Here is a 26,297-nt window from a genome sequence, read left to right on the forward strand (position 1 = left end):
CCGTTTGGGCCACGTTTTCGCCGGTTCAGGCCCGCGGAACGACCGTTGGTCTAAGATTAGCCGCGGGCCTGGGGCGGCGTGCCCCGGAACTCTCTACCTTGGCAGTCACAATCAGCTCTTCGACAGCTATGAAACCAATCTTACAGGCCATTGACGTACGCAAGCAGTACGCCAACCATACCGCCCTCGACGGGGTGAGCCTGGAGGTGCCGGAAGGCTCCATCTTCGGGCTGCTGGGCCCCAACGGCGCCGGCAAAACCTCGCTCATCCGCATCATCACCCAGATTACCGGCGCCGACTCGGGCCAGATTCTGTTTCGCGGCGAGAAGCTCAATCCCTCGCACATCGGGCAGATCGGCTACCTGCCCGAGGAGCGTGGCCTTTACAAGAAGATGAAGGTGGGCGAGCAGCTCATGTACCTGGCCCAGCTCAAGGGCATCCAGAAGGAGGAGGCCCGCCAGAAAATCAAACACTGGCTGGAGCGCTTCGACATCAAAAGCTGGGCCGATAAGAACATTGAGGACCTCTCGAAAGGCATGCAGCAAAAGGTGCAGTTCATTGCCACCGTGGTGCACGACCCGCAGCTGGTCATCCTCGACGAGCCGTTCTCGGGCTTCGACCCCATCAACGCCAACCTGCTCAAGGACGAAATCCTGGCCATGCGCGACCGGGGCGCCAGCATCATCTTCTCGACGCACCGCATGGAGTCGGTGGAGGAAATGTGCGACTACATTGCCCTGATCAACCGCTCGAAAAAGGTGCTCGACGGGCCCGTGCGCCAGGTGCGCGACGCCTACCGCACCCAGACCTACGAGGTGGAGGGCAAGGGCCAGCTGATGGTGATGCACCCCGATTTTGAGGTGGTGGAGCACAAGGAGCGCGAAAACGGCCACTTCTACGACCGAATCCGCATCGTGCACGGCACGCCCAACGATTTGCTGCGCTACCTCATCGGGCCGGCCAACGTGGAGGTGCACACCTTCCGCGAGCGGGTGCCGAGCATCAACGAAATCTTCATTCAGCGCGTGCGCGAAACCCAGCCCGACTACGTGCCCGATACCGACTCGGTATTGGCCTAGCGGCAGCGGAATTGCCTGACCACCGAGAACTGACAACTGTCAACCCACACCATGTCTAAAATCTGGCTTATCGCGCAGCGCGAATACCTCACGCGGGTGCGCAAAAAGAGCTTCATCATCATGTCGCTGATCGGGCCGCTGCTGACGGTGGCCCTGTTTGCGGTGCCCGTGCTCATCGCCAAAATGTCGGACAACGGCAAGGTGGTGGCCGTGGCCGACGCCGGCGGCCTCTTCACCGACAAGCTGCCCGAGCCCAAGGACGACATCAGTTTCACCCGCGTATCGCCGGACCTGGCTACGGCTAAAACCGAGTTTAAAAAGAGCAAGCACGACGCGCTGCTCTACGTGCCGAAGCTCGACATCAGCAACCCGGCCGGCTTCCAGGTCTTCTCGCGCAAGGGCCTGGGCATGTCCTTGGAAAACGACATCAACCGGGCCGTCAACAACGCCATTGAAAGCCAGCGCATGCAAAAAGCCGGCATCGACCGCGCCCTGCTCGACAACATGAAAGTCGACGTGGACCTGCAGACGGTGAGCTTGAGCGACGACGGCGAGAAAAGCTCGAGCACCGGCATCAGCACGGTGGTGGCCTACGTGTTCGGCTTCCTGATCTACATCTTCATCTTCATCTACGGCGTGCAGATCATGCGCGGCGTGATGGAGGAAAAGACCAACCGCATCGTGGAAGTGGTCATTTCCTCGGTCAAGCCCTTCCAGCTGATGATGGGCAAGGTGCTCGGCATTGCCGGCGTGGGCTTCACGCAGCTGGCCCTGTGGGTTATCCTCTCGATGGGCATCAGCTCGGTTATGGCCGGCTCCATCAGCCCCGATAAGATTGCCGAGGACCGCGCCGCCCGCACCACCGCCGTGATGCGCCCGACGACCGGTAAGGACGAAGCCGCCAAAAAGGAAAACGTGGCCGCCAAGTTCACCCAGGCCCTGAAAAGCGCCGACCTGAACGTGCCGCTGCTGGTGGGTTGCTTCCTGTTCTACTTCCTCGGCGGCTACCTGTTCTACGGCGCCTTGTTCGGGGCCATCGGCTCGGCCGTCGACAGCGAAACCGACACCCAGCAGTTTATGATGCCCGTCACCATGCCGTTGGTGCTGACGTTCGTGGTGTCGCAGGCCATCCTGACCACCAACCCCAACGGGCAGGTGGCGTTCTGGATGTCCATCTTCCCGCTGACTTCGCCCATTGCCATGATGATGCGCCTGCCCTTCGGCGGGGTGCCCACCTGGCAGCTGCTGCTCTCGATGGCGCTGCTGATTGCGGGCTTCATAGGCGCCATCTGGATTGCCGGCCGCATCTACCGCGTGGGCATCCTGATGTACGGCAAGAAAGTCACCTACGGCGAGCTGTCGAAGTGGCTGTTCTACAAAGGCTAAGCTTGGGTTGCTAAGCTGAAAAAGGCTGCGCCTGAAGTCAGGCGCAGCCTTTTTTTGTATGCTGGATCGGCTACGACAACCGCTACCTTCGCTAACATGATATGCTCGTTTCGATTTCCGCTGCTGTTGCTGCTGACGCTCGTCCTGCTGGCCGGTTGCGGCAAGGATGATGACCCGCTCAAGGGCAAGCTGCGCTACAAGGTGCAGGTGCACGTGACGGGCGAAAACCTCACCGGGCTGGGCGCCGAAATGAGCTACGCCACGGTGCGCAACACCCTCACCGACCCCAAGCCCGGGCCCAGCGGCCGCGACGCCTACGCCACGCGCGTCGACACGACCTACGAGCTGGGCGAGTACGGCGCCTACGACGCGCTGGAAGTGACCCTGGCCCTGCGCAACGTGACCTGCCAGAATGCGGCCACCCAGCTCGGGGCCAACAGCTACCTAAAAGCCGAAATCCGGGCCAACGGCCTCAAAATCGACGAAGTGAAGCTGGATCGTACCTCCGCGCGCACCATCAGCTGCTCGGCGGCCACGCCTTACCTGGTGCTGGTGGGCGGCGTGGGCGGCTCCGGCGGCGACTGGGACGATTAAGCACTTCCCGTAACCCGCTGACGCGACGAGGCCGGACCAGACGTTCGGCCTCGTCGCCGTTTCGGGCCGCCGGGCCGGACTGGGGACCTATCTTTGGCCCATGCGTACCCTGCTTGCCGTCCTTGTTGCCCTGCTAACTGCCATGCCCGCTCTGGCCACCGCTCCCGCCGCGCCGCCCGACGACGCACGGCCCGCCTACCGCCTCTTCACCGCCGAGGGCAAGCCCGTCAGCTTCGGCAAGATGGCCAAGGCGCTGGCGGCGGCCGAGGTGGTGCTCTTCGGCGAGCAGCACAACGACCCGATTGCGCACTGGCTGGAGCTGCAGCTGGCCCGGGAGCTGGCCGAGCGCAAAGCCGGGCAGCTGGTGCTTGGCCTGGAAATGTTTGAGCGCGACGTGCAGCCCCTGGTGGAGCAGTACAACGTGGGCGAGCTGGACGCCAAGACCTTCGAGGAGCAGAGCCGCCCCTGGCCCAACTACAAGACCGACTACCAACCCCTACTGGAGCTGGCCCGGCAGCAGAAGCTGCGCGTGGTGGGCACCAACGTGCCGCGCCGCTACGCCCAGCAGGTTGCCAAGGGCAGCCTCACGGCGCTGGACGCGCTGCCCACCGCCGAAAAAGCCTGGCTGGCCCCGCTGCCCATCAAAGTGGACTATGCGCTGCTGGGCTACCAGGGCATGGCCAAAATGTTCGGCGGCGACGCCGCGCACGCGGCCGGGGTGCAGAATATTATCCAGGCCCAGGCCCTCAAGGACGCCACCATGGCCCACTTCATCCGCCAGAGCCGGCAGCCCGGCCAGCTGCTGCTGCACGTCAACGGTGCCTACCACTCCGACAACCACGACGGCATCGGGTGGTACCTGCGCCTGGCCGAGCCCCAACTGCGCGTCCTCACCATCAGCACCGTCACGCAGGCGCAGCTTGGCAGGCTGGACAAAGAGAACCTAAAGAAGGCCGACTTTGTGCTGGTAGTGCCGGAGGACATGACCAAGACGTATTAGGCGGGTAGATGAAAAAGCTAATTGGCTTAATCTTGCTGAGTATGTGGGGCATTTCTCAACCAGCCCAGGCTCAAAAATTTCTGGAGGATTACCAACGCTTCAGAAGTAAGCACCGACCGCACAAGACTTGGGCTAGGCGGGCGCAACGAGCGGAACTAGAGCTGCTGAAAATACTATTTGCTACGCATCAGCAACAGACTGGGCGCCGCCTCGATGTTGCCGACACGTTGCACCTGCTGACGCTGACGCCGGTGGAGGTAGGCCAAGGCTATGCGCCGCGGGCTGGCATGATCTGGAATGGCTCGGATACTATTGCGTTCCGACTGGAGTACGCAGGGATGCCGCCGTATGGCCGGACCGCCATCAAGTATGAGCCGTTTTTAGCGCCCGCGCCATCCTATGACCCGTACGCCGATGTTAGCTTGGACTCGCTGGTGGCGTTGGTGTCGCGGCGGCAGTTTGCACAGGCGCAGCACCTAGCAGCGGACTACCCCGTGTTCGATGGAAGCAGTAGTCAGGTGGTTTCAGCAGTCAGAACCCCGAAAGGCTATCAGATAACGGCCTTTACTTTACCTGCCTTTGGATTTATAAGGGGCGAGAAACCCCGAAAATAACTGCCATGATTTCCACGAAAAACCTCGCCGCCCTTCCCGAGCCCGCCGCCCTGCAGCCGATCTGCCGGGCCATGGCCGTGCTCGACGCCATCAACTCGCCCGACTGGGAGTACCGCTACCACTCCTACGACCCGGCCTGGGGTGAAAACGAAGCCGTATTCCAGCTCAACACCGGCGAAGGCGACGAAATGCTCATCCTGTTTCGGCCCGAGGGCTGCTGCATCAACGGCTACGTGGATACCTACGCCCAGCCCAACAAGGCCGAGGTGACGCAGGGCCTGCCCGCCGCCTTCGAGGAATTCGTGTTCGGCGAACCGGTATCGTCCATCGGCACCACGTTCTGCCTGTGGTACACGCCCGCGCAGGGCTGGCAGACGGGCGCCATCGACAAGGGCGCCGACGACGGCTCGGAGGAAATGCTCTACCTGCTCGACGCGCGCCCCGAATCCTACGTCGAGTGGGCCAACGAGTATTTCGTGGAAGATACCGGCCGCCCGCTCCTCGACGTAGCCGACGTGGCCCGCGTATACCAGGGCGAGGCGCTGACCCGCGACGTGGTGCAGCGCCTCAACCCGGAGCTGGAACAGGAAGATTTGGAGCAGCTGGCCGCGGAGCTGCAGGAAATCGGCTATCCGTACAGCTTCGGTAAATAGCCCTGTTCCACCGCCGTTGGGCTTGAGTTGTGGTCAATAGCGACCCATTGGCGGTGGCATAAGGTGCCTATGGTTTACAGCAAATGGTTAAGCTTCGTGGGGAGTGGCATTCAATTCGTAACAGTGGTGGTGCTCAGCCTGAGTATGCCAGCTCAGGCGCAGCAGTTTTTACCCGATTATAAACGGGTGCTGCGCCGGACGACGCCTACTCCGCGCCGGGCGCAGCAGGCTGAGCTGACTCTGTTGAGCGAACTGTTTACGGCTCATCAACGCCAAACCGGACGTAGCTTCAACGAGGCGGACACCATCCATATTCTGACGGAAACGCCCAGTGAAATCACGGGAGGGTATGCGCCCTACTCGGGAATGGTGTGGAACAGCGTCGACACCGTGGCTTTTACGCTGGAGTATGACGTTACCAAACGCCCGGCTACGCGCACGGTGCAATACCAACCATTTCTGGTGCCCTGTCAGCCCCCGATGAGCGACTGTTCGCGGCAGGTGTTGGTGCGGCTTGTGGCGGGCCAGCGTTTTGAGGCTGCCAGACAGCTGGCTCACAACAACCAAGCGCTTGATGGGAGCTATACGCAGGTCGCTTCGGCCACCAAAACGCCGAAAGGTTACCGCATCGTTTCTTTTACTTTGCCGGCCTTCATGCTGCCCTTCACCGATAAGCATCAGTATCGGTAGTCGTCGTCTTGTAGTCTAACCGCTGCCCATGCCTACCACTTTCCTCACAGCCGAATGGCGCAACCTGCTCATGGCCAACTACGCCGTGGACCCCGCCATCCTCCGGCCGTATCTACCCTTCGGCACCGAGCTGGACGACTGGCAGGGCACCCACTACGTGAGCATGGTGGGCTTCATGTTCGAGCATACGCGGGTGCGGGGCTTCAGCGTGCCCTGGCACCGGCACTTCGAGGAGGTGAACCTGCGCTTCTACGTGCGCCACCGTCACCCCGAGCACGGCTGGCGACGCGGAGTGGTGTTCATCCGGGAAATCGTGCCGCGGGCCATGATTGCGGCCGTGGCCAACACCTTCTACGGCGAGAAGTACCTGGCCCTGCCCATGCGCCACCACTGGCGGCCGGCGGGGGAGGACCAACTTGAAATCGACTACGGCTGGCAGGTGGGCGGGCAGTGGAACGAGCTGCGCGCCACCGTGGAAAAGGCCAACGCGCCCATTGCCGAGGGCAGCGAAGCCGAGTTCATCACCGAGCATTACTGGGGCTACACGCGGCTGGGCGAGCGGCGGACCGGACAGTACGAGGTGGTGCACCCGCGCTGGAACGCCCACCAGGTGCTCGGCTACCAGATGCAGTGCAGCGTGGCCCGGCTCTACGGCCCGGCCTTCGTGGAGCCGCTCAGCCAGCCGCCCCGCTCCGTATTCATGGCCGATGGCTCGGCGGTGAAGGTGATGGGCGGGGAACGAATCAGCGGGTAAGCGGCCCATCTGCTCCGGTTCTTTGCGCAGCCGCGCGGGACAGGGTTGACTTTGGGCGTCGGTTACGCTATGCCAGCGGCTTGCCGCCCAGACAGGCCTCGTCGTGCAGCGTCAGGATGGGCCGGGCCTCCGCACACACATAGCCGCTGCCGTAGCTGCCCACCAGCTCGCACACCGAATACTGCTGCCGCCGCGCTGCAAGCGTTTCCTCCCAGCGAGCCTGCTCGGCGGCCTGCGCCGGGGTATCGAACGGAAACGGGTGCGCCGGGCGGGCCAGGCCGATACGCCAGGGCTTGGGGTCGAGGCGGGCCCGGTAGCAGTCCTGGTTCTGGCAGAGCCGCGCGTAGGTAGGGTCCACCGGTAGAAAGCGGAAAACAGCCTGCGCCAAGCTGCCGTTGGGTTCTAGCGGTGCGTGGGTGACCAGCAGCCGGAATCCGGCCCGGGTGCGGTACAGGCGGAAGCTCCAGTCAGGATGCTGAAGCAGCCAGGCGCGCAGCCGCTCCAGCAGGTACTCGTCGGGCAGCAGCGCGGGCGGGGCCGGCGGCGCCGCAATGCCGAACAGCCGCCGGAAAAACCGCAATACCGGGGACATGCTGGCCGGCCGCGGCAGGCGGCGCCACAGATCGGCCCGATCCACGTCCAGAAACATCACGCGCGCCGCATTCAGCACCCGGCTGCCGTAGCGGTTACGCGTAACGGCTCCCAGCAACGGTCCGCCCAACCCATCATCGATGCGCTGCACCAGCGGCTCGCGCAAGGGGGCCGTGCCGGAGGGGTAGCGGCTGAGCGTGGCGCCCTGCTCCAGCCGCTGGCGTCGCTGCTGCAGCTGCTTCTGCGCGGCCTGCCGGGCGGCTGCCGGGCTGTCGTCGCTGCCGGCGTAGGCAATCAGGTGGTACTCACGGCCATCGGGCGCAGCGTACTGCAGGACCTCACGAGCCCAGTAAGTATAGAGCAGCATTGGCGGAAAATATAAACCAGAGACGCAAGGCCCGGCGAGGTGGACGGACTTGGCCGCGGCCCGCGTGGGGCGCAAGAACGGTAATCGGCGCGAAGTGCTCCACTGCGGTAGGCCTGCCCGCTTACCCGCCGGAAACCGCCCGGACGCAAGAAGCCCCGGTAACTCGGAAGTTACCGGGGCTTCTTTCAGGCTGAAAACCGGGCCGGGGCTAGGCCGAGAACGACGAGCCGCAGCCGCAGGTGCTCTTGGCCTGGGGGTTGTTGAAGATGAAGCCGCGGGCGTTCAGGCCGTCCTGGAAATCGACTTCCATGCCCATCACGTACATCGCGTGCTTTTTGTCCATGATCAGCTTCACGCCGTCGAGGTCGAAGGTTTCGTCCTGGTCCTTGGCCTTGTCGAAGCCGAGCAGGTAGCTCAGGCCCGAGCAGCCGCCGCCCTGCACGCCCACGCGCAGGCCGTATTCGGTCGGCACGTTCTTCTCGCGCAGGATATTTCTTACTTCCTCCAGGGCACGGGGCGTAAGTGCGATGGGGGCCAATTTGGTGGAAGCCGTGGCAGTTGCCATAGTTGAAAAAGAGGTTGCGTAGAGACTCCGAAAGGAAGGGCTTGGCGGCCCGGACGACAAAGATACTGCCCGGTCGCCATTCGCCGTATCATTCGCGTAACAGTAGCCCGGCGCGTCCGGTTCACGTATATCTTTGCCGGCCGCTGTGGGCTGGGTGTATTACCCGTTCCAGCCACTTTTGTTTTATACCCGCGCGCTGCCGGTGGTGGCGCGCCTTCAGCCCCCGCATGGATTCTGCCCTGCTCATCGACCTACTCAAAATCACCCTGCCCGCCCTTATCGTGGCCGGCACCGTCTACTACCTCATCCGGCAGCACCTGGAAAAAGAGCAGCAGCGCCGCCTGATCGAGCTGCGCCTGGAAAGCTCCAAAACCACCTTGCCGCTGCGCCTGCAGGCCTACGAGCGGATTATCCTGCTGCTGGAGCGCATCACGCCCAACAACCTGCTCGTCCGCCTGAGCTCCGCTGGCCAGACCGCGCCCGAGTACCACCGCCTGCTCCTCCAGGAAATCCGGGCCGAGTACGAGCACAACCTTTCCCAGCAGCTCTACATGAGCCCCGAAGCCTGGGGCCAGGTGCGCCAGGCCAAGGAAAGCATCGTCACGCTCATCAACAAGGCCTACCAGAGCCTGCCCAATCAGCAGCAGGCCCGCGGCACCGAGCTGGCCAAGCGCGTGCTCGAAGCCCTGCTCACCGACGAAGCCGACCCGACCACCGCCGCCATCGACGCCGTGAAGCGCGAGGCCGTGGGGCTGTTTTAAATGCGTTTTTCGTTGCTCGTTTTTCGAGCAAAAATCTGCCTGTACAAGCGCGGCCCGGTCGACGTATCGACCGGGCCGCGCTTGTTTGGTAATGAGTAGAGGGGAGGCGAAAAACGAAGCTTACACCCCCGCCATTACCGCCTCAATGGCCCGCTGGTAGCAGGCCTCGTAGCGAGGCACGATGTTTTCGACGGCAAATTCCTCGGCGCGGGCGCGGGCAGCGGCTTTAAAGCCGGGCAGGTGGGCATCGTCGAGCACGTAAAGCGCCTTTTGAACCATGTCGGCCACGTCGCCCACGTTGCTCACGAAGCCAGTCACGCCGTCCACGTTCAGCTCCGGAATGCCGCCGGCGTTGGTGCTGATAACCGGCACCTCGCAGGACATGGCCTCCAGCGCCGCCAGGCCGAAGCTTTCCTTCTCGGAAGGCATCAGAAACAGGTCCGACACGCTCAAGACTTCCTCCACGGCCTCCAGCTTGCCCAGGAAGCGCACGTCGTGACTGAGCAGGCCCAGCTCCCGGCACAGCTTCTCGATGCGCGGGCGGTCGGGCCCGTCGCCGACGAGCAGCAGCTTGGCCGGCATCTGCTTGCGCACCCCGTCGAAGATGTGCACCACGTCGTCGACGCGCTTGACGGAGCGGAAGTTGCTGGTGTGAATGAGCAGTTTCTCGCCGTCCGGGGCAATGGCGGCCCGGAAATGCTCCTTGGGCTGCTTCTTGAACCGCTCCAGGTTGATGAAGTTCGGAATGACTTCGATGTCCTTCTCGACGGCGAAGTACTCGTAGGTTTCTTTTTTCAAATCGGCCGACACCGACGTGACGGCGTCCGACTGGTTGATGCTGAACGTAACGACCGGCTCAAACGAGGCGTCCTTGCCCACCAGCGTGATGTCGGTGCCGTGCAGGGTGGTGATGACCGGGATGTTGATGCCCTTGGTGCGCAGAATCTGCTTGGCCATGTAGGCCGCCGAGGCGTGCGGAATAGCGTAGTGCACGTGCAGCACGTCGAGCTTCTCGTTCTGCACGATGTCGACCATCTTGGAGGCCAGCGCCAGCTCGTAGGGCGGAAACTGGAACAGCGGGTAGGAGGGCACGAACACCTCGTGGTAGAAGAGGTTTTCGTTGACGAAGCTGAGCCGCACCGGCTGGCTGTAGGTGATGAAGTGGACGCGGTGGCCTTTTTCGGCCAGGGCTTTGCCCAGTTCAGTAGCCACGACGCCCGAGCCGCCGAAGGTGGGGTAACAGACAATACCGATGTTCATACGGGTGGGGCGGCTGGGAGAGGAGAGAGGGAGATTTGCAGCTAAACCGGACAAGGGGCGGCAAGTTGGGGAAAGCCGCAAAAAAGACCGCGGATGGCAGTGATGGTTTGCTGATGACGCTGATTCTTTCTGGAACCAGCTGGCGGTGATGCTGGACGGATACCTATGATACGTTTAATGCCGGTTCTGGTCAATCCTCAGCTATCATCCGTCGAATGACAAGAGCAAATGCTGGGCGAAGTCCGCCCGCAGCGGTCAGAACGAATCAGCGTCATCAGCAAACCGTCACTGCCATCCGCGGTCAACAAAGAACGCCCCGTCCGGGTCAGGGACGGGGCGTCGGTCAAGGGGTTGCTTGTTCCACACCACATAGAAATGCTTCCCCTCAAGTCAACCCAAGGGCTTGGGCGCTATTCCTGGTTTTTCGCCTGGGCGTCGGTCTGGATGGCCTTGTAGATAACGTCGTGGATGCGCGTGCGGATGTTGTACTGGCGCAGCTTGTTGTTGCCGGCATCCGGGTACACGCGGTTCGAAAGGAACACGTACAGGATCTTGTTGTCCGGGTCCATCCACACGCAGGTGCCGGTGAAGCCGGTGTGGCCGAAGGTGGCGGCCGGCGAGAGGTTGCTGGTCGGGCCCTCGGGCTTGCTCGGGTCGCCGTGGTCCCAGCCGAGGCCGCGGCGGTTGGTGGCGCTCTGCTGGCGGGCAAACTCGGCCACCACCGGCGTGGTGAAGAAGCGCCGCCCGCCGTAGCGGCCGTTCTGCAGGTTCATCTGCATCAGGATGGCCAGGTCGTTGGCGTTCGAAAACAGCCCGGCGTGGCCGGCAATGCCGCCCATCAGCGCCGCCGCCTGGTCGTGCACGGTGCCCTGCAGCTGCGCGTGACGGAAGTAGGTGTCATTCTCGGTGGGCGCGATGCACGACTTCGGGAACCGCTGCAGCGGGTTGTAAGTCATCGTGTTCAGCCCCAGCGGCGCGTAGAAATTCTGCTGCAGAAAGGCTTCCAGCGGCTGGTTCAGCGTCTTTTCCGCCAGGCGCTTCAGGATGATGAAGCTCAGGTCGGAGTACTCGGTGGGGTAGCCGCTCTTGGTCTTAGGCAGCAGGCTGCTGCGCTTGATCCACGTCCACACCGAGTCTTCGGCGGTGCGGGCCACGTAGGTGCCGGGGATAACCTCGCGCTGGAAGTCACCGGTCTGGGTGCTGGCGTAGAAGGTGGGCTTCAGGCCGCCGGTGCGCGTCACCGTCCGCTCCCAGGTCGGGATACCCGCTTTCAGGCCGGCCTGGTGCAGCAGCACGTCGCGCACCGTCATGTCCTTCTTGTTGGTACCCTTCAGGTCGGTCAGGTAGTCCGATACCTTGCTGTCGAGGTTGATTTTGCCCTCGTCCTTCAGCCACATGATGGCCTGCAGAGTGCCCGCCACCTTCGATACCGACGCCAGGTCGTAAATCGTCTCGTCCGTTATCGGCTGCGACTTGTCGTAGGTGGCGTAGCCGTAGCTCTTGTCGAAAATCACGGCGCCGTCCTTGGCCACCAGCACCTGGCAGCCGGGCGTGGCCGCGTAGGCAATGGCCTCGGTGGCAATGTTGTCGATCTGGGCCAGCACCTTGGAGTCCATGCCCACAGCTTCGGGCGTGGCGTAGCGCAGGCGGCGGAAGTCGGGCGTGGGCAGGCCGGTGCCGGCTACCATCTTCTCCGACACGGTAATGGGCAAGCGGCCCTTGGCGGGCAGCGCGCCGAAGAGCACCTGCGGCACCACGGCCTGGGAGGCGTAGTTGTCTTCGTAGCCGCACACCAGGGTGCGGGCGTCCTCCACGTACTTCAGGGCGTAGGCATTGCCCATCACCACCACCACGGTTTTCAGGCGGGTATTGGCCTGCAGCTGCTTGATGAACTTCAGCGCCCCGTCGCCGATACCGTAGTTGTGGGCGGGGGTGTTGTTCATGTTGTGCAGGCTCACCACCACCGTGTTGTAGCCGTCGAGCTTGGTCAGCAGCCGCTCGAAGGTCGAGTCGGGCGCGTAGCGGTTCGTCACGGCGTAGGTGGAGCAGGGCATGTAGCGCTGCATGGTGCCCGCAAACTCGTTGTCGTTGGGCGCGCCGATGGTAATGGCGGCTAGCTTGAGCGTGTCGAGGTGGGCGAAGGGCAACAGGTCGTCCTCGTTGCGCACGATGGTGGTGGCGTGCTCGTAGATGCTCTGCTGCACCACCCGGCTTAGCGGGCGGTTCAGGTTGGTCATCAGGTTGGGCACGTCCACGGGCTTGAGGTGGTTCAGGCCCGCCCAGTACTTGGCGCGCAGAATCTTGCGCACCCGGTAGTCGATGTCTTCCTGCGCAATCTTGTTGTCGGCAATGAGCTGCTTGATTTTCTGGATGGCCATGGGCACGTCCTCCGAAAACAGCAGCACGTCGTTGCCGGCCAGCAGCGCCAGCGCGTCCAACTCCCCGGGCTTGTAGAGGTTCGACACGCTCTTCATGTTGAGCGCATCGGTAAACACGAGGCCGCGGTAGTCCATCTTCTCCTTCAGCAGCCCGGTCACCAGGTTGCGCGAGATGGTGGCCGACTGCGTGCGCACCGTGTCGAACAGCGGCATGTAGAGGTGGCCCACCATCACACCCATCACCCCGGCCTCGAAGGACTTCTGGAAGGGGTACAGGTCCACGTTGGTGAGCCGGGCCATGTCGGTGTTGATAACCGGCAGGGCAATGTGCGAGTCGATATCGGTGTCGCCGTGGCCGGGGAAGTGCTTGGCCACGGCCACCACGCCGTGGTCCTGCAGACCGCGGATGTAGTTGAGGCCGAACTTGGTAACCTGCTCCTTGTTCTCGCCAAACGAGCGGTTGCCGATAACCGGGTTGTTGGGGTTGGAGTTGACGTCCATCACCGGCGAAAAGCTGACCTGCACGCCCAGGGTGCGCAGCTTCAGGGCAATTTCGCGGCCCATCTGGTACACCAGCTGCGGGTCGTCCATGGCGCCCAGCGTCATCTGCTTGGCGAAGTGCATCGAGGAGTCGAGGCGCATGTTCAGGCCCCACTCGGCGTCCATGGCCACCAGCAGCGGCGTGCGGGCTGCCGCTTGGTAGCGGTTGGTCAGGATGGCCTGCCGGCGCGGACCGCCCTGCAAGAACATCAGCCCGCCGATGTTGTACTCGCGGACGAGAAACTCGGTGTAGTTGACGTGCTTCTGCGTCTTGTTGGAGTACGCGGCCACCATGAACAGCTGCCCCAGCCGGTGGTCCGGCGAGAGGGAGTTGAACACCGAGTCGACCCAGTGCTGCTCGGCCACGGTGGCCGGGCGCAGGCCGTCCTTCGAGGGCGCCGACGATGAAACGATCAGACCCGTAATGGCCACTATCAGCAGTACCAGTCCAATCCGAATATCCTTGCCCATTGGCCTCTGAGTCGTGTCGCGTATGGTGAAGTTGGTCAGGTCCGCTTTCTGCGCCGACGCCCTTCGGCGGGGCCGAAGCCACGGGGAAGGGCGCTGACACGCGGGGCGGAAATAACCGGCCGAAGCCCGTAAGACGGCAGCCGGCTCAGCCACGGGCAACAGCCCGCAAGCAAAAGCTGACCACAAACTTACGCATTATTTCGCGCGCAGGATTGGCGCCAAGCTCATTCCAACTACAGTCGGCGCCGTGTACGGGTTCCGCCCGCGGGCAGGTTCCGGAAATGTTCGAAGCTGGTTATAGGCAAAGTGCTATGTAGCGGGCAGGCTGCTGCATCCCGAACGTCAGGTCGAGCTTGTCGAGACATCTCGCGTGCTGGCGTCTGGTAGTGCCTTCGCATTCGACGAGCAGAATACCAGCCAGTGAGATGTCTCGGCTGCGCTCGACTTGACGTTCAATGTTTGCGCAGCCTGAAGACCGGCATCCGGCGCCTATATAGCAGCAAGGCCCGGCCGGCTGCCGTACCTTTGCGGGGCTTGAAAACAAACGCCGCCTCCCCGGTGGTTCGTGTGCTGCTATGGCCGATATTATTCAACTGCTGCCCGAATACCTCGCCAACCAGATTGCCGCCGGCGAGGTCGTCCAACGCCCGGCGTCGGTGGTGAAGGAGCTGCTGGAAAACGCCGTCGACGCGGGCGCCACCCAGATTCAGCTGATTGTGAAGGATGCCGGCAAGCAGCTGGTGCAGGTCGTCGACAACGGCTCGGGCATGTCGGCCACCGACGCGCGCATGAGCCTGGAGCGCCACGCCACCAGCAAAATCCGCACGACCGAGGACCTGTTCCGGATTCGCACCCTCGGCTTCCGCGGCGAGGCGCTGGCCAGCATTGCGGCCGTGGCCCAGGTGGAAATCCGCACCAAGCTGCGCCAGCAGGACACCGGCACGCAGCTGCTGGTGGAAGGCTCGCAGGTGGTGCGCCAGCAGCCCACCGCCGCCCCCGACGGCACCAGCATCAGCGTCAAGAACCTGTTCTACAACGTGCCGGCCCGCCGCAACTTCCTCAAGAGCAACGCGGTGGAAATGCGCCACATCCTCGACGAGTTTCAGCACGTGGCTTTGTCGAAGTCGAACGTGAGCTTCTCGCTGTACCAGAACGATTTGGAGGTATTCAACCTGCCCGCCGGCAAGCTCAGCCAGCGGGTGGTACAGCTGCTCGGCAACTCCTACAAGGAACAGCTGGCCTTGGTGGAGGAAGTCACGCCGTTCATTTCGGTGAAGGGCTACATCGGCAAGCCCGCGTCGGCCAAGAAAAGCCGCGGCGACCAGTTTTTCTTCGTCAACGGCCGCTTTATCCGCTCGGCCTACCTCAACCACGCCGTGCTGGCCGCCTACGAGGGCCTGCTGCCCAAGGAGACGCACCCGTTCTACGTGCTGTTCCTGGAGCTGGACCCGAAGACCATCGACATCAACGTGCACCCGACGAAGACGGAAATCAAGTTCGAGGACGAGAAAACCGTGTACGCCATCATGCGCGCCGCCGTGAAGCAGGCGCTGGGGCTGCACAACATGGCGCCTTCGCTGGATTTTGAAAGCGACGTGAACTTCGCCCCGCTGGCCGGCCTGCGCACCAGCGCCCGCTCCGACTTCGACGACGACCCCAACAGCAGCCGCACCGCCGACTTCGACCGCGGCCGCGAAGGCGGGGCTCTGGCCGCCGCCATGGCCGCCGCCGCCACGCCCGTCCGCCCCCCGCGCACCGGCGAATCCAGCCGCCTGCCGGCCGACGAAAAGCCCCTCACGCCGCGCCCCACCGAGCAGGCCCGCCGCGCCCTGGAGGATTTCTACCGCACGCTCAGCCAGCCCGGCGCCCTCGACGACCTCGAAGCCGAAGCCCCCGACGCCCGGCCCGAGCCGCTGCCCGCGCTGCCGGAGCTGCCCGCCGCTACGGCCGGCTTCGAAATTGACCTGGGCGGCATAACCGGGGCGGCGGCGGTACCGGCCCTGCCCACGCCGCCCCCGGTGGCCACGGCCCCGGCGCCCGCGCCGGAGTTGCCGCTTACCCACGCGGGCTCCGCCGCGTCGGCCGGGGCCGAGGCCGCCGTGCCGGGCCGGCGCGCCGTGCAGGTGCAGCAGTACGTGCTGGTGCCGGTGAAGTCGGGGCTGATGCTCATCGACCAGGTGGCGGCCCGGGAGCGGATTCTCTACGAGCAGTACCAGCGCAGCAGCGAGCAGGAAACCAGCCCGGCCCAGACGCTGCTGTTTCCGCGCACCGTGTCGTTTACGCCCGCCGATTTTGCGGTGCTGCGCGAAGTCAGCGCCGAGCTGCACGCGCTGGGCTTCCACTTCGAGGAGTTCGGCCCGAACACCATCGTAGTGCAGGGCCTGCCCGCCGACGTGCCGCACCGCAGCAACGAAAAAGAGCTGCTGGAGGGCCTGCTGGAGCAGTTTCGGGTGCCCGGTGGCCGTGCCCGCCTCGACCGCCGCGAGCAGCTGGCCCGCACCCTGGCCCGGCGCGTAGCCGCCGGCGTGCCCGCCCGCCTCAGCGAACTGGAAATGACGGCGCTGGTCGACCGCCTCTTCGCCTGCCAGACGCCCGGCTACACCCCCGACGGCCAGCGCACCCTGGTGATGCTGGAGCTGGATCAGCTGCAGGCCTTCTTCCGCTGAGCGGCAAAGTGCGCGACCGGGGCGCGGACACCGGCTGATTCGCGGGCGGCGTTTACCTTCGCTGCCGCGTACACGGTAGCGTTTGCTGTGACGGGAAGCCTGGGCCTTGCCCACGGCGCCTGGGGCCGACTGTTTTCCTCGCAAGCCGTAACCAAGCCGCTGCAGACGTGACCGGCCGCCTAACCTGCCCGGCTGATCCGGCGCAATCCACGAAATCCGCTTAACCCGAAATCTATGTTCAATGTCACTCCGATGGTGCGCAACCTGCTGCTCATCAACGTGGCCCTGCTGCTGCTGGACGCAACGGGCGCGATGAGCAACGTGGCGCGGCTGTTGGCCCTCTACCCCTGGACGTCGCCGCTGTTTCTGCCCACCCAGCACCTGACGTACATGTTTATGCACGCCGGCATGGGCCACCTGCTCGGCAACATGTTTGGTCTGTTCTCCTTCGGGCCCATGCTGGAAATGCGCTGGGGGCCGCAGCGGTTTTTGGCGTTCTGGCTGATCTGCGGCGTCGGGGCGGGCGTGCTTTACTCCGGCATCCGGCAGTACGAGCTGACCCAGATGCGCGCCGACCGCAACGCCTTCGTGGAGCGGCCGACGGCGGTGGGCTACAGCGACTTTTTCCGCGACTACTACCCCCAGGCCAACGGCTACGAGCTGGTGGCCAATGCCTTGCGCCAGGACCCTGGCAACACCCAGCTGGTGCAAGGGGCCGTGCGGACCGTCGATGAAATCTACGACGGCTCCAACAACGTGCCCATGGTCGGGGCCTCGGGCGCGCTGTTCGGGATTCTATTGGCTTTTGCCTATCTTTTCCCCAATACCGAGCTGATGCTGCTCTTTTTCCCGTTCCCCATCAAAGCCAAGTACTTCGTCGCCCTCTACGGGCTGTACGAGCTATACGGCGGCATCCAGCGCGCCCCCGGCGACACGGTGGCCCACTTTGCCCACCTCGGCGGAATGTTGTTCGGGTTCCTGCTGTTGAAATTCTGGGAGCGAAACAGCTCGCGCTTCTACTAAGTCCACCCGCCCCCATGAGCATTTTCGCCGATATCCAGGCCACCTTCAGCCGCCGCGACAACGCCCTGAACCAGCTGCTGGTCATCAACGTGCTGGTGTTTGTGGTGCTGCTGGTGGTGGAAGCCATCCTGACGTTCACCGGCGCCGGCGTCGCCTACGAGGTGCTGATGCGGCAGCTGGCCCTGCCCTCGGATCTGCCCGGTCTGCTGCGCCACCCCTGGACGCTGCTGACTTACGCCTTCACCCACCAGCAATTCCTGCACATTCTCTTCAACATGCTGAACCTGTACTGGTTCGGCATGCTGGTGCGCGAGTACCTCGGCGACCGGCGCCTGGTGAGCATCTACATCCTCGGGGCCCTGGCCGGAGCCCTGCTGTTCGTGCTCAGCTACAACCTGCTGCCCCGCCTGCAGGTGCACCTGGGCATCCCGATGGTGGGCGCCTCGGCGGCCGTCACGGCGGCCATCGTCGCGGCGGCCACGCTGCTGCCCGATTATACCTTCAGCCTGTTCCTGATCGGGCCGGTGCGCATCAAGTACATAGCGGCGGCCGTGGTGCTGATTTCCATTGCCGGCATCAACGGTGCCAACCCCGGCGGGCAGATTGCCCACTTGGGCGGCGCCCTGCTCGGCTTCGTTTACATCCGCCAGTTGCAGCGCGGCCGCGACCTGGGCCGCCCCGTGGTGGCCGCGGGCGAATGGATCAGCGCCCTGCTGCACGGGCGGCCGCGGCTGCGCGTGTCGCACCGCAGCCCGCAGGCGGCGCCAGCCGGCAGCAAGCGGGGCCCGCTGGCCCAGCCCGCTCAGGAGGAAATCGACCGGATTCTGGAGAAGATTTCGCGCTCCGGCTACGAAAGCCTCTCGAAGGAGGAAAAGCAGAAGCTCTTCAAGGCTAGCCAGCAGTAAGCAGGCGCAGGTTTTAGTTGAAAACGCCCCGCCGGCCTTGCGCCAGCGGGGCGTTGTTCATTTCTGCAGGTAGGCCTGGCGCTGAGCCGGGGCAAACTTCTCGATGGCGTAGCGCAGCATGGTGCGCGGCATGTGCCGGGCGTGGTCGGCCAGAAACTCCTCCAGCGCCTCCTCGTTGCGCTTGCCCACTTCGCGCAGCATCCAGCCCACGGCCTTATGAATCAAATCGTGGCGGTGGGGGAGGAGCTGCTCGGCCAGGGTGAAGGTATCGGCAAACTGGCCCTTGCGGATGAAGGCCAGCGTGCTCACGATGCTCATGCGCTGGCTCCAGAGGTGGTCTTCGGCGGCCAGCTCGTAGAGCGGGCTTCGGTCGCGCTTCAGCAAATAGCCGCCCACGATGGCCGGGCAGGTCACGTCCACCAGGTCCCAGTTGTTGACGTAGCGGCGGTTGGCGAGGTAGCGCTCATAGATTTCCTGCTGCCCGGCCGGGCCGGCCTTGGCAAACTGCAGCGTCCAGATGATGAGGCCGATGGAGCGGCAGTCGTGCCAGGGACTGCGCACCAGCTGCGCTTCCACCTCGTCGATGGAGAGCTGCCGGAATTCCCGGGCCAATTCCCGCTGCCGGGGCATGGGCAGGCCGAGGAACTGGTCCCCCTCGCCGTACTGGCCGGGGCCGGTTTTGAAGAAGCGGGCCACCAGTACGGCCCGCTCGGGGTCGGCCAGGGCGTGGATGCGGGCCAGCAGGTCGGCAGCAGCGGGCATGGCTAGGGAATGTCGTAGGTAATGTGCTGCGGGTCGTGGGTGTAGAAGTAGGCGTAGTTGGAGCGCAGCTCTTCCCAGCCCTGCTTGGTGGCGTGCTGCTCCCGCGTCACGTCTTCCCAGGCCAGGCGCATCTGCCGGGCGCACACCAGCGGGGCCACCTGCCCCACGCCGGTACCCAGGCCCGGAATGGCTACCGTTTGCACCTTATCAGCCACCAGCTCCCCGGTGCGCAGGCGGCCGTGGCGCAGCAGCAGCAGGATGGCTTTGGTGGCCAGGTACACGTTCGGTCCGCGCGTGATGGTCATGGGCGTGCGCATGGTGGGGGCCGAAATCAGGTAGGGAAACAAGGCGCTGCCGGTTTCGATGATTTCGGCCTGGCCCACCAGCAGCTCCCCGTAGTATTTCTCGCGGATGACGCGCTGCAGGTCTTTTTCGAGGTGCCAGCCCAGGTGCTTGGAAATGGCGAAGTCGATGCCGCCGTTCATGAAGCCGAAGCTGTTGGCGGGGCTGACCAGGGCGTCGGCCGGGTGCTCGAAGATGGAGGCGTGGCGAACAGTGACCTGCGGCACATCGGCAAACACGCGTTGCCAGGCGGCCACCACCTCGGGGTTGGTGTCGATTAAGGTTAAGTGCATGAAATGGGTTTCGGCGGCAAGGTACTGGCTTTCAGCTTACGCCAAAAACAAACCGGGCCGCCCCGCACGATGCGGAGCGGCCCGGCGAAGGCAGTTGCTAACGCGAATTAAGCGTTGGCGGGCTGGCCCATCTTGTCCAGCGCGTCCATCACCTCTTTCACGTGGCCGCGCGAGGTTTCCAGCAGGGCCTTCTCCTCGTCATTCAGCTGCAGCTCGATGATGCGCTCAATGCCGTTTTTGCCCAGGATAACCGGGGCGCCCAGGTACACGCCGTCGATGCCGTACTCGCCTTTCAGCTCCACGCACACCGGGAACACGCGGCGCTGGTCGCGCACGATGGCTTCCACCATCTGGGCCGCGGCGGCGCCGGGGGCGTACCAGGCCGAGGTGCCCATCAGCTTCACCAGCTCGCCGCCGCCCACGGCGGTGCGCTGCACGATGGCGTCCAGCTCAGCCTTGCCAATCAGCTCGGTGACGGGGATGCCGCCCACGGTGGTGTAGCGGGGCAGCGGCACCATGGTGTCGCCGTGGCCGCCCATCAGCACGGCCTGGATGTCCTTGGGGCTCACGTTCAGGGCCTCGGCCAGGAAGGCGCGGTAGCGGGCCGTGTCGAGGATGCCGGCCATGCCGAACACCTTGGTGCGGTCCAGGCCCGAAGTGAGGTGCGCCTGGTAGGTCATCACGTCGAGCGGGTTCGACACGACGATGATGATGGCGTTGGGCGAGTGTTTCACCACGTTCTCGGTCACCGATTTCACGATGCCGGCGTTGGTGGCGATAAGGTCGTCGCGGCTCATGCCGGGCTTGCGGGGCAGGCCCGAGGTGATAACCACCACGTCGGAGCCGGCGGTGCGGGAGTAGTCGTTGGTGACGCCCACCGTGCGCGTGTCGTAGCCGATGATGGGAGCCTTCTGCCAGATGTCGAGGGCTTTGCCTTCGGCAATGCCTTCCTTGATGTCAACCAGGACTACTTCGTTGGCAATTTCGCGGGTGGCGAGTACGTCGGCGCAAGTGGCGCCCACGTTACCGGCCCCTACTACGGTTACTTTCATGGGGTGGTCGTTGGGAATTAGTGATGGGGTTCTGGCCTGCAAGGTAAGCACCAGGGGTTAGAGGGTGGTGCTTAACGGGGAGTTTTTACCGCCGGGGCGCGGCTGGGCACTGGGAAAGCCGATTCGGGAGCCGCCCCGTGACAACGGGCGGTTCGGGTGACAAGGCTCGGTTCGCGTGACAACGGCCGGATGGCCCCGACAACGGAGCGGGCATGGCGCCCAACGCCGACGATACGCCCCGCAAGGTGCCGCGCACGACTGACAACGCGGTCCGCAGGCCTCACAACGGCACCGGCACGGCGCGCAAGGCCCAGGTTGCCCGTCGCAACGCGGCAGGTGCGGCGCCCAACGCGGCGGCCATGCCTTGCAATGCGGCGCGCAGGGCCGACAACCCGCGGGCCGGGCGCGGCCACGTGGTCGGAGGCGCTAGCGCTTCGGCAGCTGCAGCGTGCCGATGTTCACGCCGCGGGGGCCGTTGAACACGTCCCGGCCGTTGAAGAAGATGCGGATGCCGTCCAGGTCGGGGTTGTGGCAATCGTCTTCGAACAGCCGGTAGCGGAACGTAATCGTGTCCTGGTCGGCGCGGCTGAGGTACAGCAGATAGGTGTCCTCCAGGTCGGCGCCGTACACCGGCGGCGCGGCGCGGCGGATAACCGGAAGCTCGAGGCTGAACGGCTGCGCCACGCGGCCGGCCGGGCCGAGGTAGTACAGCCGGAGGGTATCGGGGTGGAAGCGGGGCGGCGTCAGCGCAATGGGGGCGCCGCCGGCATTCACCAGCTCGAAGGAGGCAATGCGGCCGCTGCCGTTGTCGCCCTCGCACTTATCGAACATGCCCGACCAGCCGCAGCCGGTTAGCAGCAGGCCGCCCAGCAAGCCGCCTACTGGGCGCGTGTATTTCAGCATAGCATCGAGGTAAATTAAGGCGTTACGTGTAGAAGTGGCTCGGGCAGTTGGGGGGCTGGGCTGCGTCTGCAAAGCCGGTTGAAACTCGTGGAAAGGCCGGTTTCGGCCAGCTCAGCAGGGCCGTTCTGGCGTTTTCCGACCAACTGCGACTGGGCGTCTTTCATCCTGAACAAAGCAAAGGACCCTCTCCCCGTTGAACGTTGGTGTCGTTCAGGCGTGAGAAGGTCCTTCGCGCTGCTCAGGATGACCGTTAGGAAGAGCCGGTCTAGCCCGCTTTGGTTGCCAGCTGCCGCCGGATCAGCAGCACCCGCTGGGTTTCCTCGGTTACTTTGAACCGGTCGTCGGGGCGCATGCCCACCACCCACACCACCTTGCCGTCGGCGGCGGTGAGCAGCAGCACCTGGTCCTTGAGGTTCAGCGGCACTTTCTGGTCGATGAGGAAGTCGCTGATTTTCTTTTTGCCCTTCAGGCCGATGGGCATAAACCAGTCGCCCTCGCGCCAGCGCCGCAGCGTGAGCGGGAACTTGAGCTTGTCGAGGTCCAGCGCCGCCACATCTTTGGCTTTGGGCACCTGGAAGCCCTCGGCGGCGTGCTCCTTGGCCGTCAGGCGCAGCCCGTCCACGGTCAGCTCCGCCTGTCCCTCCGGCCACTGGTAAGTGCCGAAGCCGCTCAGGTTCTTGGCGGTGATGACCAGCTGGTCGCGGTCCTTCACCAGCCGGTGCGTGGGCGAGTCGAACTGCTTGCCCGACACGGCCCGGAACGACTCGACGATGTCCTTGGTGACGGGCCACGAGAAGTGGAAGGGGCGCAGCAGCTCGTGCAGCATCACGGCCGTGGCGGGCGTGGCCTGCAGCACGGCGATGTTGAGGTAGGTGGCGTCGGCCTCGTCGCGGCGGGCCTGGTGGGCGGTCTGGTCCACCAAATGCTGCACCAGCAGCTCGGCGCCGCGCACCCGCTCGGCGGTGTGCTGCAGGGTCTGGTCGAGGGCCGGGTTCAGCTCGCGCAGCACCGGCAGCACGTCGTGGCGCAGGCGGTTGCGCTGGTAGAGGGTGCTGTCGTTCGAGGAGTCTTCGCGCCAGACGAGGTGCTTTTCCACCACGTAGTCGTACAAATCGTCCTTGGCCGCGCCCAGCAGCGGGCGCACCACCCGGCCCTGGCGCACCGGAATGCCGTGCAGGCCCGAGAGGCCGGTGCCGTGGGTGAGGTTGAGCAGCATGGTTTCGGCCGCGTCGCGCTGGTGGTGGGCGGTGGCAATGTAGGCCAAGCCCTGGGTGCGGCGTACCTGCTCAAACCACTGGTAGCGCAGCACCCGGGCCGCCATCTGCGTCGACAGCCCTTCCTGCTCGGCAAAGCCCTTGGTGTCGAAAAACTCGGCGAAGTAGGGCACCGCGTACTTCTTGGCCAGCTTGCGCACGAACTCCTCGTCGGCGTCCGACTCCTCGCCGCGCAGCCCGAAGTGGCAGTGCGCCACCGCTGCCGACACGCCCAGCTGGTGCAGCACGTCGAGCAGCACCACCGAATCGAGCCCGCCGCTGACGGCGACGAGCACCGGGTCGGTGGCGGGGTCGAAGAGTTGATGATCGAGGATAAAGCGGCGGACGAGGTCGGGGAGCATAGCGGGGAGGCGCAAAAAGATTGCGCAAAGGTAGGCGGAGCTGGCGCCGGTTTGGCGCCGCCCGGCGCGTAACCGGTGCCGATAATAAAGCGGGTTTTCAACTTGCGGGTCGGAACTGCGCCGTTCGGGCGCTGCACGCCGGCTGATGTTGGGCACCGGTTAGGCCGCTGCGCGACTACAGCGGCGCCAGTCCTGCCCCGCGGCTTTCCCGTCGGAAACCTCGCGGCCCAAACCTGCAGCCGCCGTAGGCAGTATTACAAGCCGAGCAGCGACGTTTGCTGCGGTTGAGGGCCTTTTAACGCAGTGGGGGCGATGCACAAAACCATACTCCGAGGGTGTTGCCTGCTGGTGCTGCTGGCCCTGGCCGCCTGCGCCCGCCCGGCCGCGCCCGGCCCCGGGCTGGGCGTCCGCCGCGGGCCGCAGGTTATCGGCCACGCCGGCTCGGGCTTTTTCACCCCGATCAGCCCCTTCAACGCCCTGCCGCCGAGCAGCCTGGGCGGCATCCGGCAGGCCCTGAGCCGCGGGGCCGACGGCGTCGAAATCGACCTGCAGCTCAGCCGGGACAGCGTGCCCATGCTCTTCCACGACGAGGACCTGACCAACCGCACCCGCGCCCAGGGCTACATCAGTCAGCACACCGCCGCCGAGCTGACCCGGCTGAAATACACCGGCGGCTGGCCCTACGACTGGCTGCAGCACGAGCGCGTGGCCACCCTCGACGAGCTGCTGACCGAGCTGGCCGGGCGCCCCGGCTTCCCCTACCTGCACCTCGACCTGCACGAGCACGACGACGCCAACTTTGCCCAGCCCTACGCCCGCTCCCCCGCGCTGGTGCGCGCCATCGGGCGGGTGCTGCGCCGCCACCAGGTGCCGCCCGAGCGCCTGCTCATCCTCACCCAGCACGAGCCTTCGCTGCGCCAATTGCGGCGGGAGCTGCCCGGGGCCGCCCTGGGCCTGGAAATCACCGACCGGTTTGAGGAGCGGCTGCAGCAGGCCGTGGCGGCGCAGGTGGAAGCCGTGGTGCTGTCGAAATATGTCATCACGCCGGAGCGCGTGGCCCGGGCCCACGCCCGGGGGCTGCAGGTGGTGGTGTTCGGCGGGCGCTCCAAGAAGGCCATTCAGCGCCTGCTCGGCTGCCGCCCCGACGGCATCGAGGTCGACAACGTGCCCCAGCTGCTGAGCCTACTGGGCCGGCGCGGCCGCCCGGCCGAAGCGGTAACGCAGGTGCACGCGGGCGCACCAAAAGACGGACCGCTGCGTTAGGCCTGCGGGTTCCGTACTTTTGCGCCGCATGCGCCTCCGACTACTCGTCTGTTTCTTCTTTCTGCTGCTGACCGCGCCGCTGGCGTGGGCCCAGCGCCCGGGTGCCCAGCCGGCGCGCCCCGCCCCCAAAGGCCAGCCCACCCCCAAAGGCTCGAAGGTGGAGCTGCTGCCCGGGGCCCGCGAGCTGGTGGGCGGCTCGTTCAACGGCCAGCAGATCCGCAAAATCATCGGCAACGTCAGCTTCAAGCAGGACGACGCGCTGCTGTTCTGCGACTCGGCCTACCAGTACGTCGACCGCAACGCCATCGAGGCCTTCAGCAACGTGCGCGTGGTGCAGAACGACACCATCACCATCACCGGCGACCGGGGCACCTACAACGGCGACACCCGCACGGCCCGCATGACCGGCAACGTGGTGATGCGCGACCCGCGCATGACGCTGACCACCCAGACGCTGGACTACGACCTGAACCGCAAAACGGCCTTCTATAGCACCGGCGGCCACCTCACCGACCCCGAAAACACGCTGGACTCGCAGCGCGGCTACTACAACACGGAGACGCAGGTGTTCAGCTTCCGCACCAACGTGAAGCTGGTGACCCGCGACTACACCATCACCAACGACACGCTGCAGTACAACACGCAGTCGAAGGTGGCCTACTTCTTCGGCCCGACGCGCATCGTGGGCAAGCAGGGCAACATCTACGCCGAAAAGGGCACCTACAACACCCGCACGCGGGTATCGGACTTCCAGCGCAACGCCAAGATCGAGACGCCCAACTACCTGCTTGGCGGCGACAAGCTGGTGTACGACGAGACCCGGCAGTACGGCGTGGCCACCGGCAACGTGTCGATGACGGCCAAGAAGGACAACGTGGTCATCCGCGGCGACGTGGGCCGCTACTGGCGCGGCACCGGCCGGGCCAAGGTGTACGGCTCGCCGGTGATGCGCAACATCACCGACCGCGACACGATGTTTCTGGCCGCCGACACGCTGGTGAACGTGGAAAGCAAGTCGGAAAACGACCCGGGCATCGTGTACGCCTACCGCAAGGTGCGCATCTGGCGCGGCGACCTGCAGGGCCGCTGCGACTCCCTGACCTACAACCGCCGCGACTCGGTCATCTACCTGAACGTGAATCCGGTGCTTTGGAGCAAGCAAAACCAGCTCACCGCCGACTCGATGGAAATCCGGCTGCGGCGCCAGAAGATTGACCAGATGCGGCTTTACGCCAACTCGTTCATTATCGGACAGGACACCTTGCTGAACTTCAACCAGGTGAAGGGCCGCAACATGGTGGCCTACTTCGTCGACAGCAAGCTGCGCAAGGTGAACGTGCTCGGCAACGCCGAAAGCCTCTACTACGCCCTGGAAAATGACACGGCCACCACCGGGCTGAACAAGGCCGTGTCGGCCAACATGGTTATGCGCTTCGCCAACAACAAGCTGCAGACCATCAGCTTCCTCAACGAGCCCGACGCGAGCTTCATTCCGCCCCACGAGTTCAAGCCCGAGGACGAGAAGCTCAAGGGCTTTCAGTGGCTGATCGGGCAGAAGCCCACGCGCCGGCAGGTATTGGGCAAGCACTTCGCGCCGGTGGCCAAGGCCAAGCCGAAGAAGAAGCCGGTGAAAGCCAAGGGCAAAACCACCAGACCCGCCCCGAAGAAGGCCGCGCCGAAAAAAACGGTGCCAACCAAGCCCGCGCCCAAACCTGCCGCCAGGCCGGTGGCCGGCGCGGCGAAAAAGTAGCCGGTGGCCGGCGCGGAATC

23 protein-coding genes are annotated in these 26,297 nt (G+C 64.6%); 14 read left to right on the forward strand and 9 right to left on the reverse strand.

Annotated elements, in window-relative coordinates; genetic code table 11:
• The first annotated feature begins 128 nt into the window (after positions 1–128).
• The 8 genes from DLM85_RS13880 to DLM85_RS13915 all read left to right on the forward strand — a co-directional run bounded on the left by DLM85_RS13880 (position 129) and on the right by DLM85_RS13915 (position 6,770).
• On the forward strand, positions 129–1,079 hold the full coding sequence (locus DLM85_RS13880) for an ABC transporter ATP-binding protein (RefSeq protein WP_111478713.1): 951 nt from the start codon (positions 129–131) through the stop codon (positions 1,077–1,079).
• A gap of 51 nt (positions 1,080–1,130) precedes the next feature.
• Entirely contained in the window at positions 1,131–2,465 is a 1,335-nt protein-coding gene (locus DLM85_RS13885) for an ABC transporter permease (protein WP_111478714.1), read from the forward strand.
• A 96-nt stretch (positions 2,466–2,561) separates the two neighbouring features.
• Complete coding sequence (locus DLM85_RS13890) at positions 2,562–3,059, forward strand: hypothetical protein (protein WP_133257058.1); 498 nt, start codon at positions 2,562–2,564, stop codon at positions 3,057–3,059.
• A gap of 100 nt (positions 3,060–3,159) precedes the next feature.
• Positions 3,160–4,059: a ChaN family lipoprotein gene (locus DLM85_RS13895; RefSeq protein ID WP_111478716.1), complete on the forward strand. Its 900-nt coding sequence runs from the start codon at positions 3,160–3,162 to the stop codon at positions 4,057–4,059.
• Between the two features lie 8 nt (positions 4,060–4,067).
• Positions 4,068–4,673 (forward strand): hypothetical protein, encoded by a 606-nt coding sequence (locus DLM85_RS13900; RefSeq protein WP_111478717.1) that lies wholly within the window; start codon positions 4,068–4,070, stop codon positions 4,671–4,673.
• Positions 4,674–4,678: 5 nt separating this feature from the next.
• Complete coding sequence (locus DLM85_RS13905; RefSeq protein ID WP_111478718.1) at positions 4,679–5,326, forward strand: hypothetical protein; 648 nt, start codon at positions 4,679–4,681, stop codon at positions 5,324–5,326.
• Positions 5,327–5,395: 69 nt separating this feature from the next.
• The gene (locus tag DLM85_RS13910) at positions 5,396–6,016 is read left to right on the forward strand and encodes a hypothetical protein (protein ID WP_111478719.1); all 621 of its coding nucleotides are present in this window, start codon (positions 5,396–5,398) and stop codon (positions 6,014–6,016) included.
• 28 nt (positions 6,017–6,044) lie between these two features.
• Complete coding sequence (locus tag DLM85_RS13915; protein ID WP_111478720.1) at positions 6,045–6,770, forward strand: YqjF family protein; 726 nt, start codon at positions 6,045–6,047, stop codon at positions 6,768–6,770.
• A gap of 67 nt (positions 6,771–6,837) precedes the next feature.
• On the opposite strand, the gene DLM85_RS13920 is transcribed toward DLM85_RS13915, so the two are convergent.
• Both DLM85_RS13920 and DLM85_RS13925 read right to left on the reverse strand, forming a co-directional pair.
• Positions 6,838–7,728 carry a hypothetical protein gene (locus DLM85_RS13920; protein ID WP_111478721.1) on the reverse strand — a complete coding sequence of 297 codons (891 nt, stop codon included), beginning with the start codon at positions 7,726–7,728 and terminating at the stop codon, positions 6,838–6,840.
• Positions 7,729–7,936: 208 nt separating this feature from the next.
• The gene (locus DLM85_RS13925; protein WP_111478722.1) at positions 7,937–8,293 is read right to left on the reverse strand and encodes a HesB/IscA family protein; all 357 of its coding nucleotides are present in this window, start codon (positions 8,291–8,293) and stop codon (positions 7,937–7,939) included.
• A gap of 227 nt (positions 8,294–8,520) precedes the next feature.
• Between DLM85_RS13925 and DLM85_RS13930 the strand changes: the two genes are divergently transcribed.
• Positions 8,521–9,054 (forward strand): DUF7935 family protein, encoded by a 534-nt coding sequence (locus DLM85_RS13930; protein ID WP_111478723.1) that lies wholly within the window; start codon positions 8,521–8,523, stop codon positions 9,052–9,054.
• A gap of 120 nt (positions 9,055–9,174) precedes the next feature.
• On the opposite strand, the gene bshA is transcribed toward DLM85_RS13930, so the two are convergent.
• Positions 9,175–10,314: an N-acetyl-alpha-D-glucosaminyl L-malate synthase BshA gene (gene bshA, locus DLM85_RS13935; protein WP_111478724.1), complete on the reverse strand. Its 1,140-nt coding sequence runs from the start codon at positions 10,312–10,314 to the stop codon at positions 9,175–9,177.
• Positions 10,315–10,724: 410 nt separating this feature from the next.
• Entirely contained in the window at positions 10,725–13,703 is a 2,979-nt protein-coding gene (locus DLM85_RS13940) for a serine hydrolase domain-containing protein (protein ID WP_111478725.1), read from the reverse strand.
• A gap of 575 nt (positions 13,704–14,278) precedes the next feature.
• On the opposite strand from DLM85_RS13940, the gene mutL reads away from it, so the two are divergent.
• The 3 genes from mutL to DLM85_RS13955 all read left to right on the forward strand — a co-directional run bounded on the left by mutL (position 14,279) and on the right by DLM85_RS13955 (position 18,297).
• Entirely contained in the window at positions 14,279–16,369 is a 2,091-nt protein-coding gene (gene mutL / locus DLM85_RS13945) for a DNA mismatch repair endonuclease MutL (RefSeq protein ID WP_111478726.1), read from the forward strand.
• A gap of 234 nt (positions 16,370–16,603) precedes the next feature.
• Complete coding sequence (locus DLM85_RS13950; RefSeq protein ID WP_111478727.1) at positions 16,604–17,392, forward strand: rhomboid family intramembrane serine protease; 789 nt, start codon at positions 16,604–16,606, stop codon at positions 17,390–17,392.
• Positions 17,393–17,406: 14 nt separating this feature from the next.
• The gene (locus DLM85_RS13955) at positions 17,407–18,297 is read left to right on the forward strand and encodes a rhomboid family intramembrane serine protease (protein WP_111478728.1); all 891 of its coding nucleotides are present in this window, start codon (positions 17,407–17,409) and stop codon (positions 18,295–18,297) included.
• 57 nt (positions 18,298–18,354) lie between these two features.
• On the opposite strand, the gene DLM85_RS13960 is transcribed toward DLM85_RS13955, so the two are convergent.
• The 5 genes from DLM85_RS13960 to tilS form a co-directional block, all read right to left on the reverse strand.
• Complete coding sequence (locus tag DLM85_RS13960; protein WP_111478729.1) at positions 18,355–19,059, reverse strand: DNA alkylation repair protein; 705 nt, start codon at positions 19,057–19,059, stop codon at positions 18,355–18,357.
• 2 nt (positions 19,060–19,061) lie between these two features.
• On the reverse strand, positions 19,062–19,694 hold the full coding sequence (locus DLM85_RS13965) for a macro domain-containing protein (protein WP_111478730.1): 633 nt from the start codon (positions 19,692–19,694) through the stop codon (positions 19,062–19,064).
• A 107-nt stretch (positions 19,695–19,801) separates the two neighbouring features.
• Entirely contained in the window at positions 19,802–20,746 is a 945-nt protein-coding gene (mdh, locus tag DLM85_RS13970; RefSeq protein WP_111478731.1) for a malate dehydrogenase, read from the reverse strand.
• 426 nt (positions 20,747–21,172) lie between these two features.
• Positions 21,173–21,649 carry a hypothetical protein gene (locus DLM85_RS13975; RefSeq protein ID WP_111478732.1) on the reverse strand — a complete coding sequence of 159 codons (477 nt, stop codon included), beginning with the start codon at positions 21,647–21,649 and terminating at the stop codon, positions 21,173–21,175.
• Positions 21,650–21,914: 265 nt separating this feature from the next.
• Complete coding sequence (gene tilS / locus DLM85_RS13980) at positions 21,915–23,264, reverse strand: tRNA lysidine(34) synthetase TilS (protein WP_111478733.1); 1,350 nt, start codon at positions 23,262–23,264, stop codon at positions 21,915–21,917.
• A gap of 312 nt (positions 23,265–23,576) precedes the next feature.
• On the opposite strand from tilS, the gene DLM85_RS13985 reads away from it, so the two are divergent.
• On the forward strand, positions 23,577–24,527 hold the full coding sequence (locus tag DLM85_RS13985; RefSeq protein ID WP_111478734.1) for a glycerophosphodiester phosphodiesterase: 951 nt from the start codon (positions 23,577–23,579) through the stop codon (positions 24,525–24,527).
• Between the two features lie 28 nt (positions 24,528–24,555).
• A complete protein-coding gene (locus DLM85_RS13990) occupies positions 24,556–26,277 on the forward strand; it encodes an OstA-like protein (protein WP_111478735.1) in 1,722 nt (573 codons plus the stop codon).
• The last annotated feature ends 20 nt before the right edge of the window (positions 26,278–26,297 follow it).

This window comes from Hymenobacter edaphi (assembly GCF_003258365.1).
GTDB classification, from domain to species: domain Bacteria; phylum Bacteroidota; class Bacteroidia; order Cytophagales; family Hymenobacteraceae; genus Solirubrum; species Solirubrum edaphi.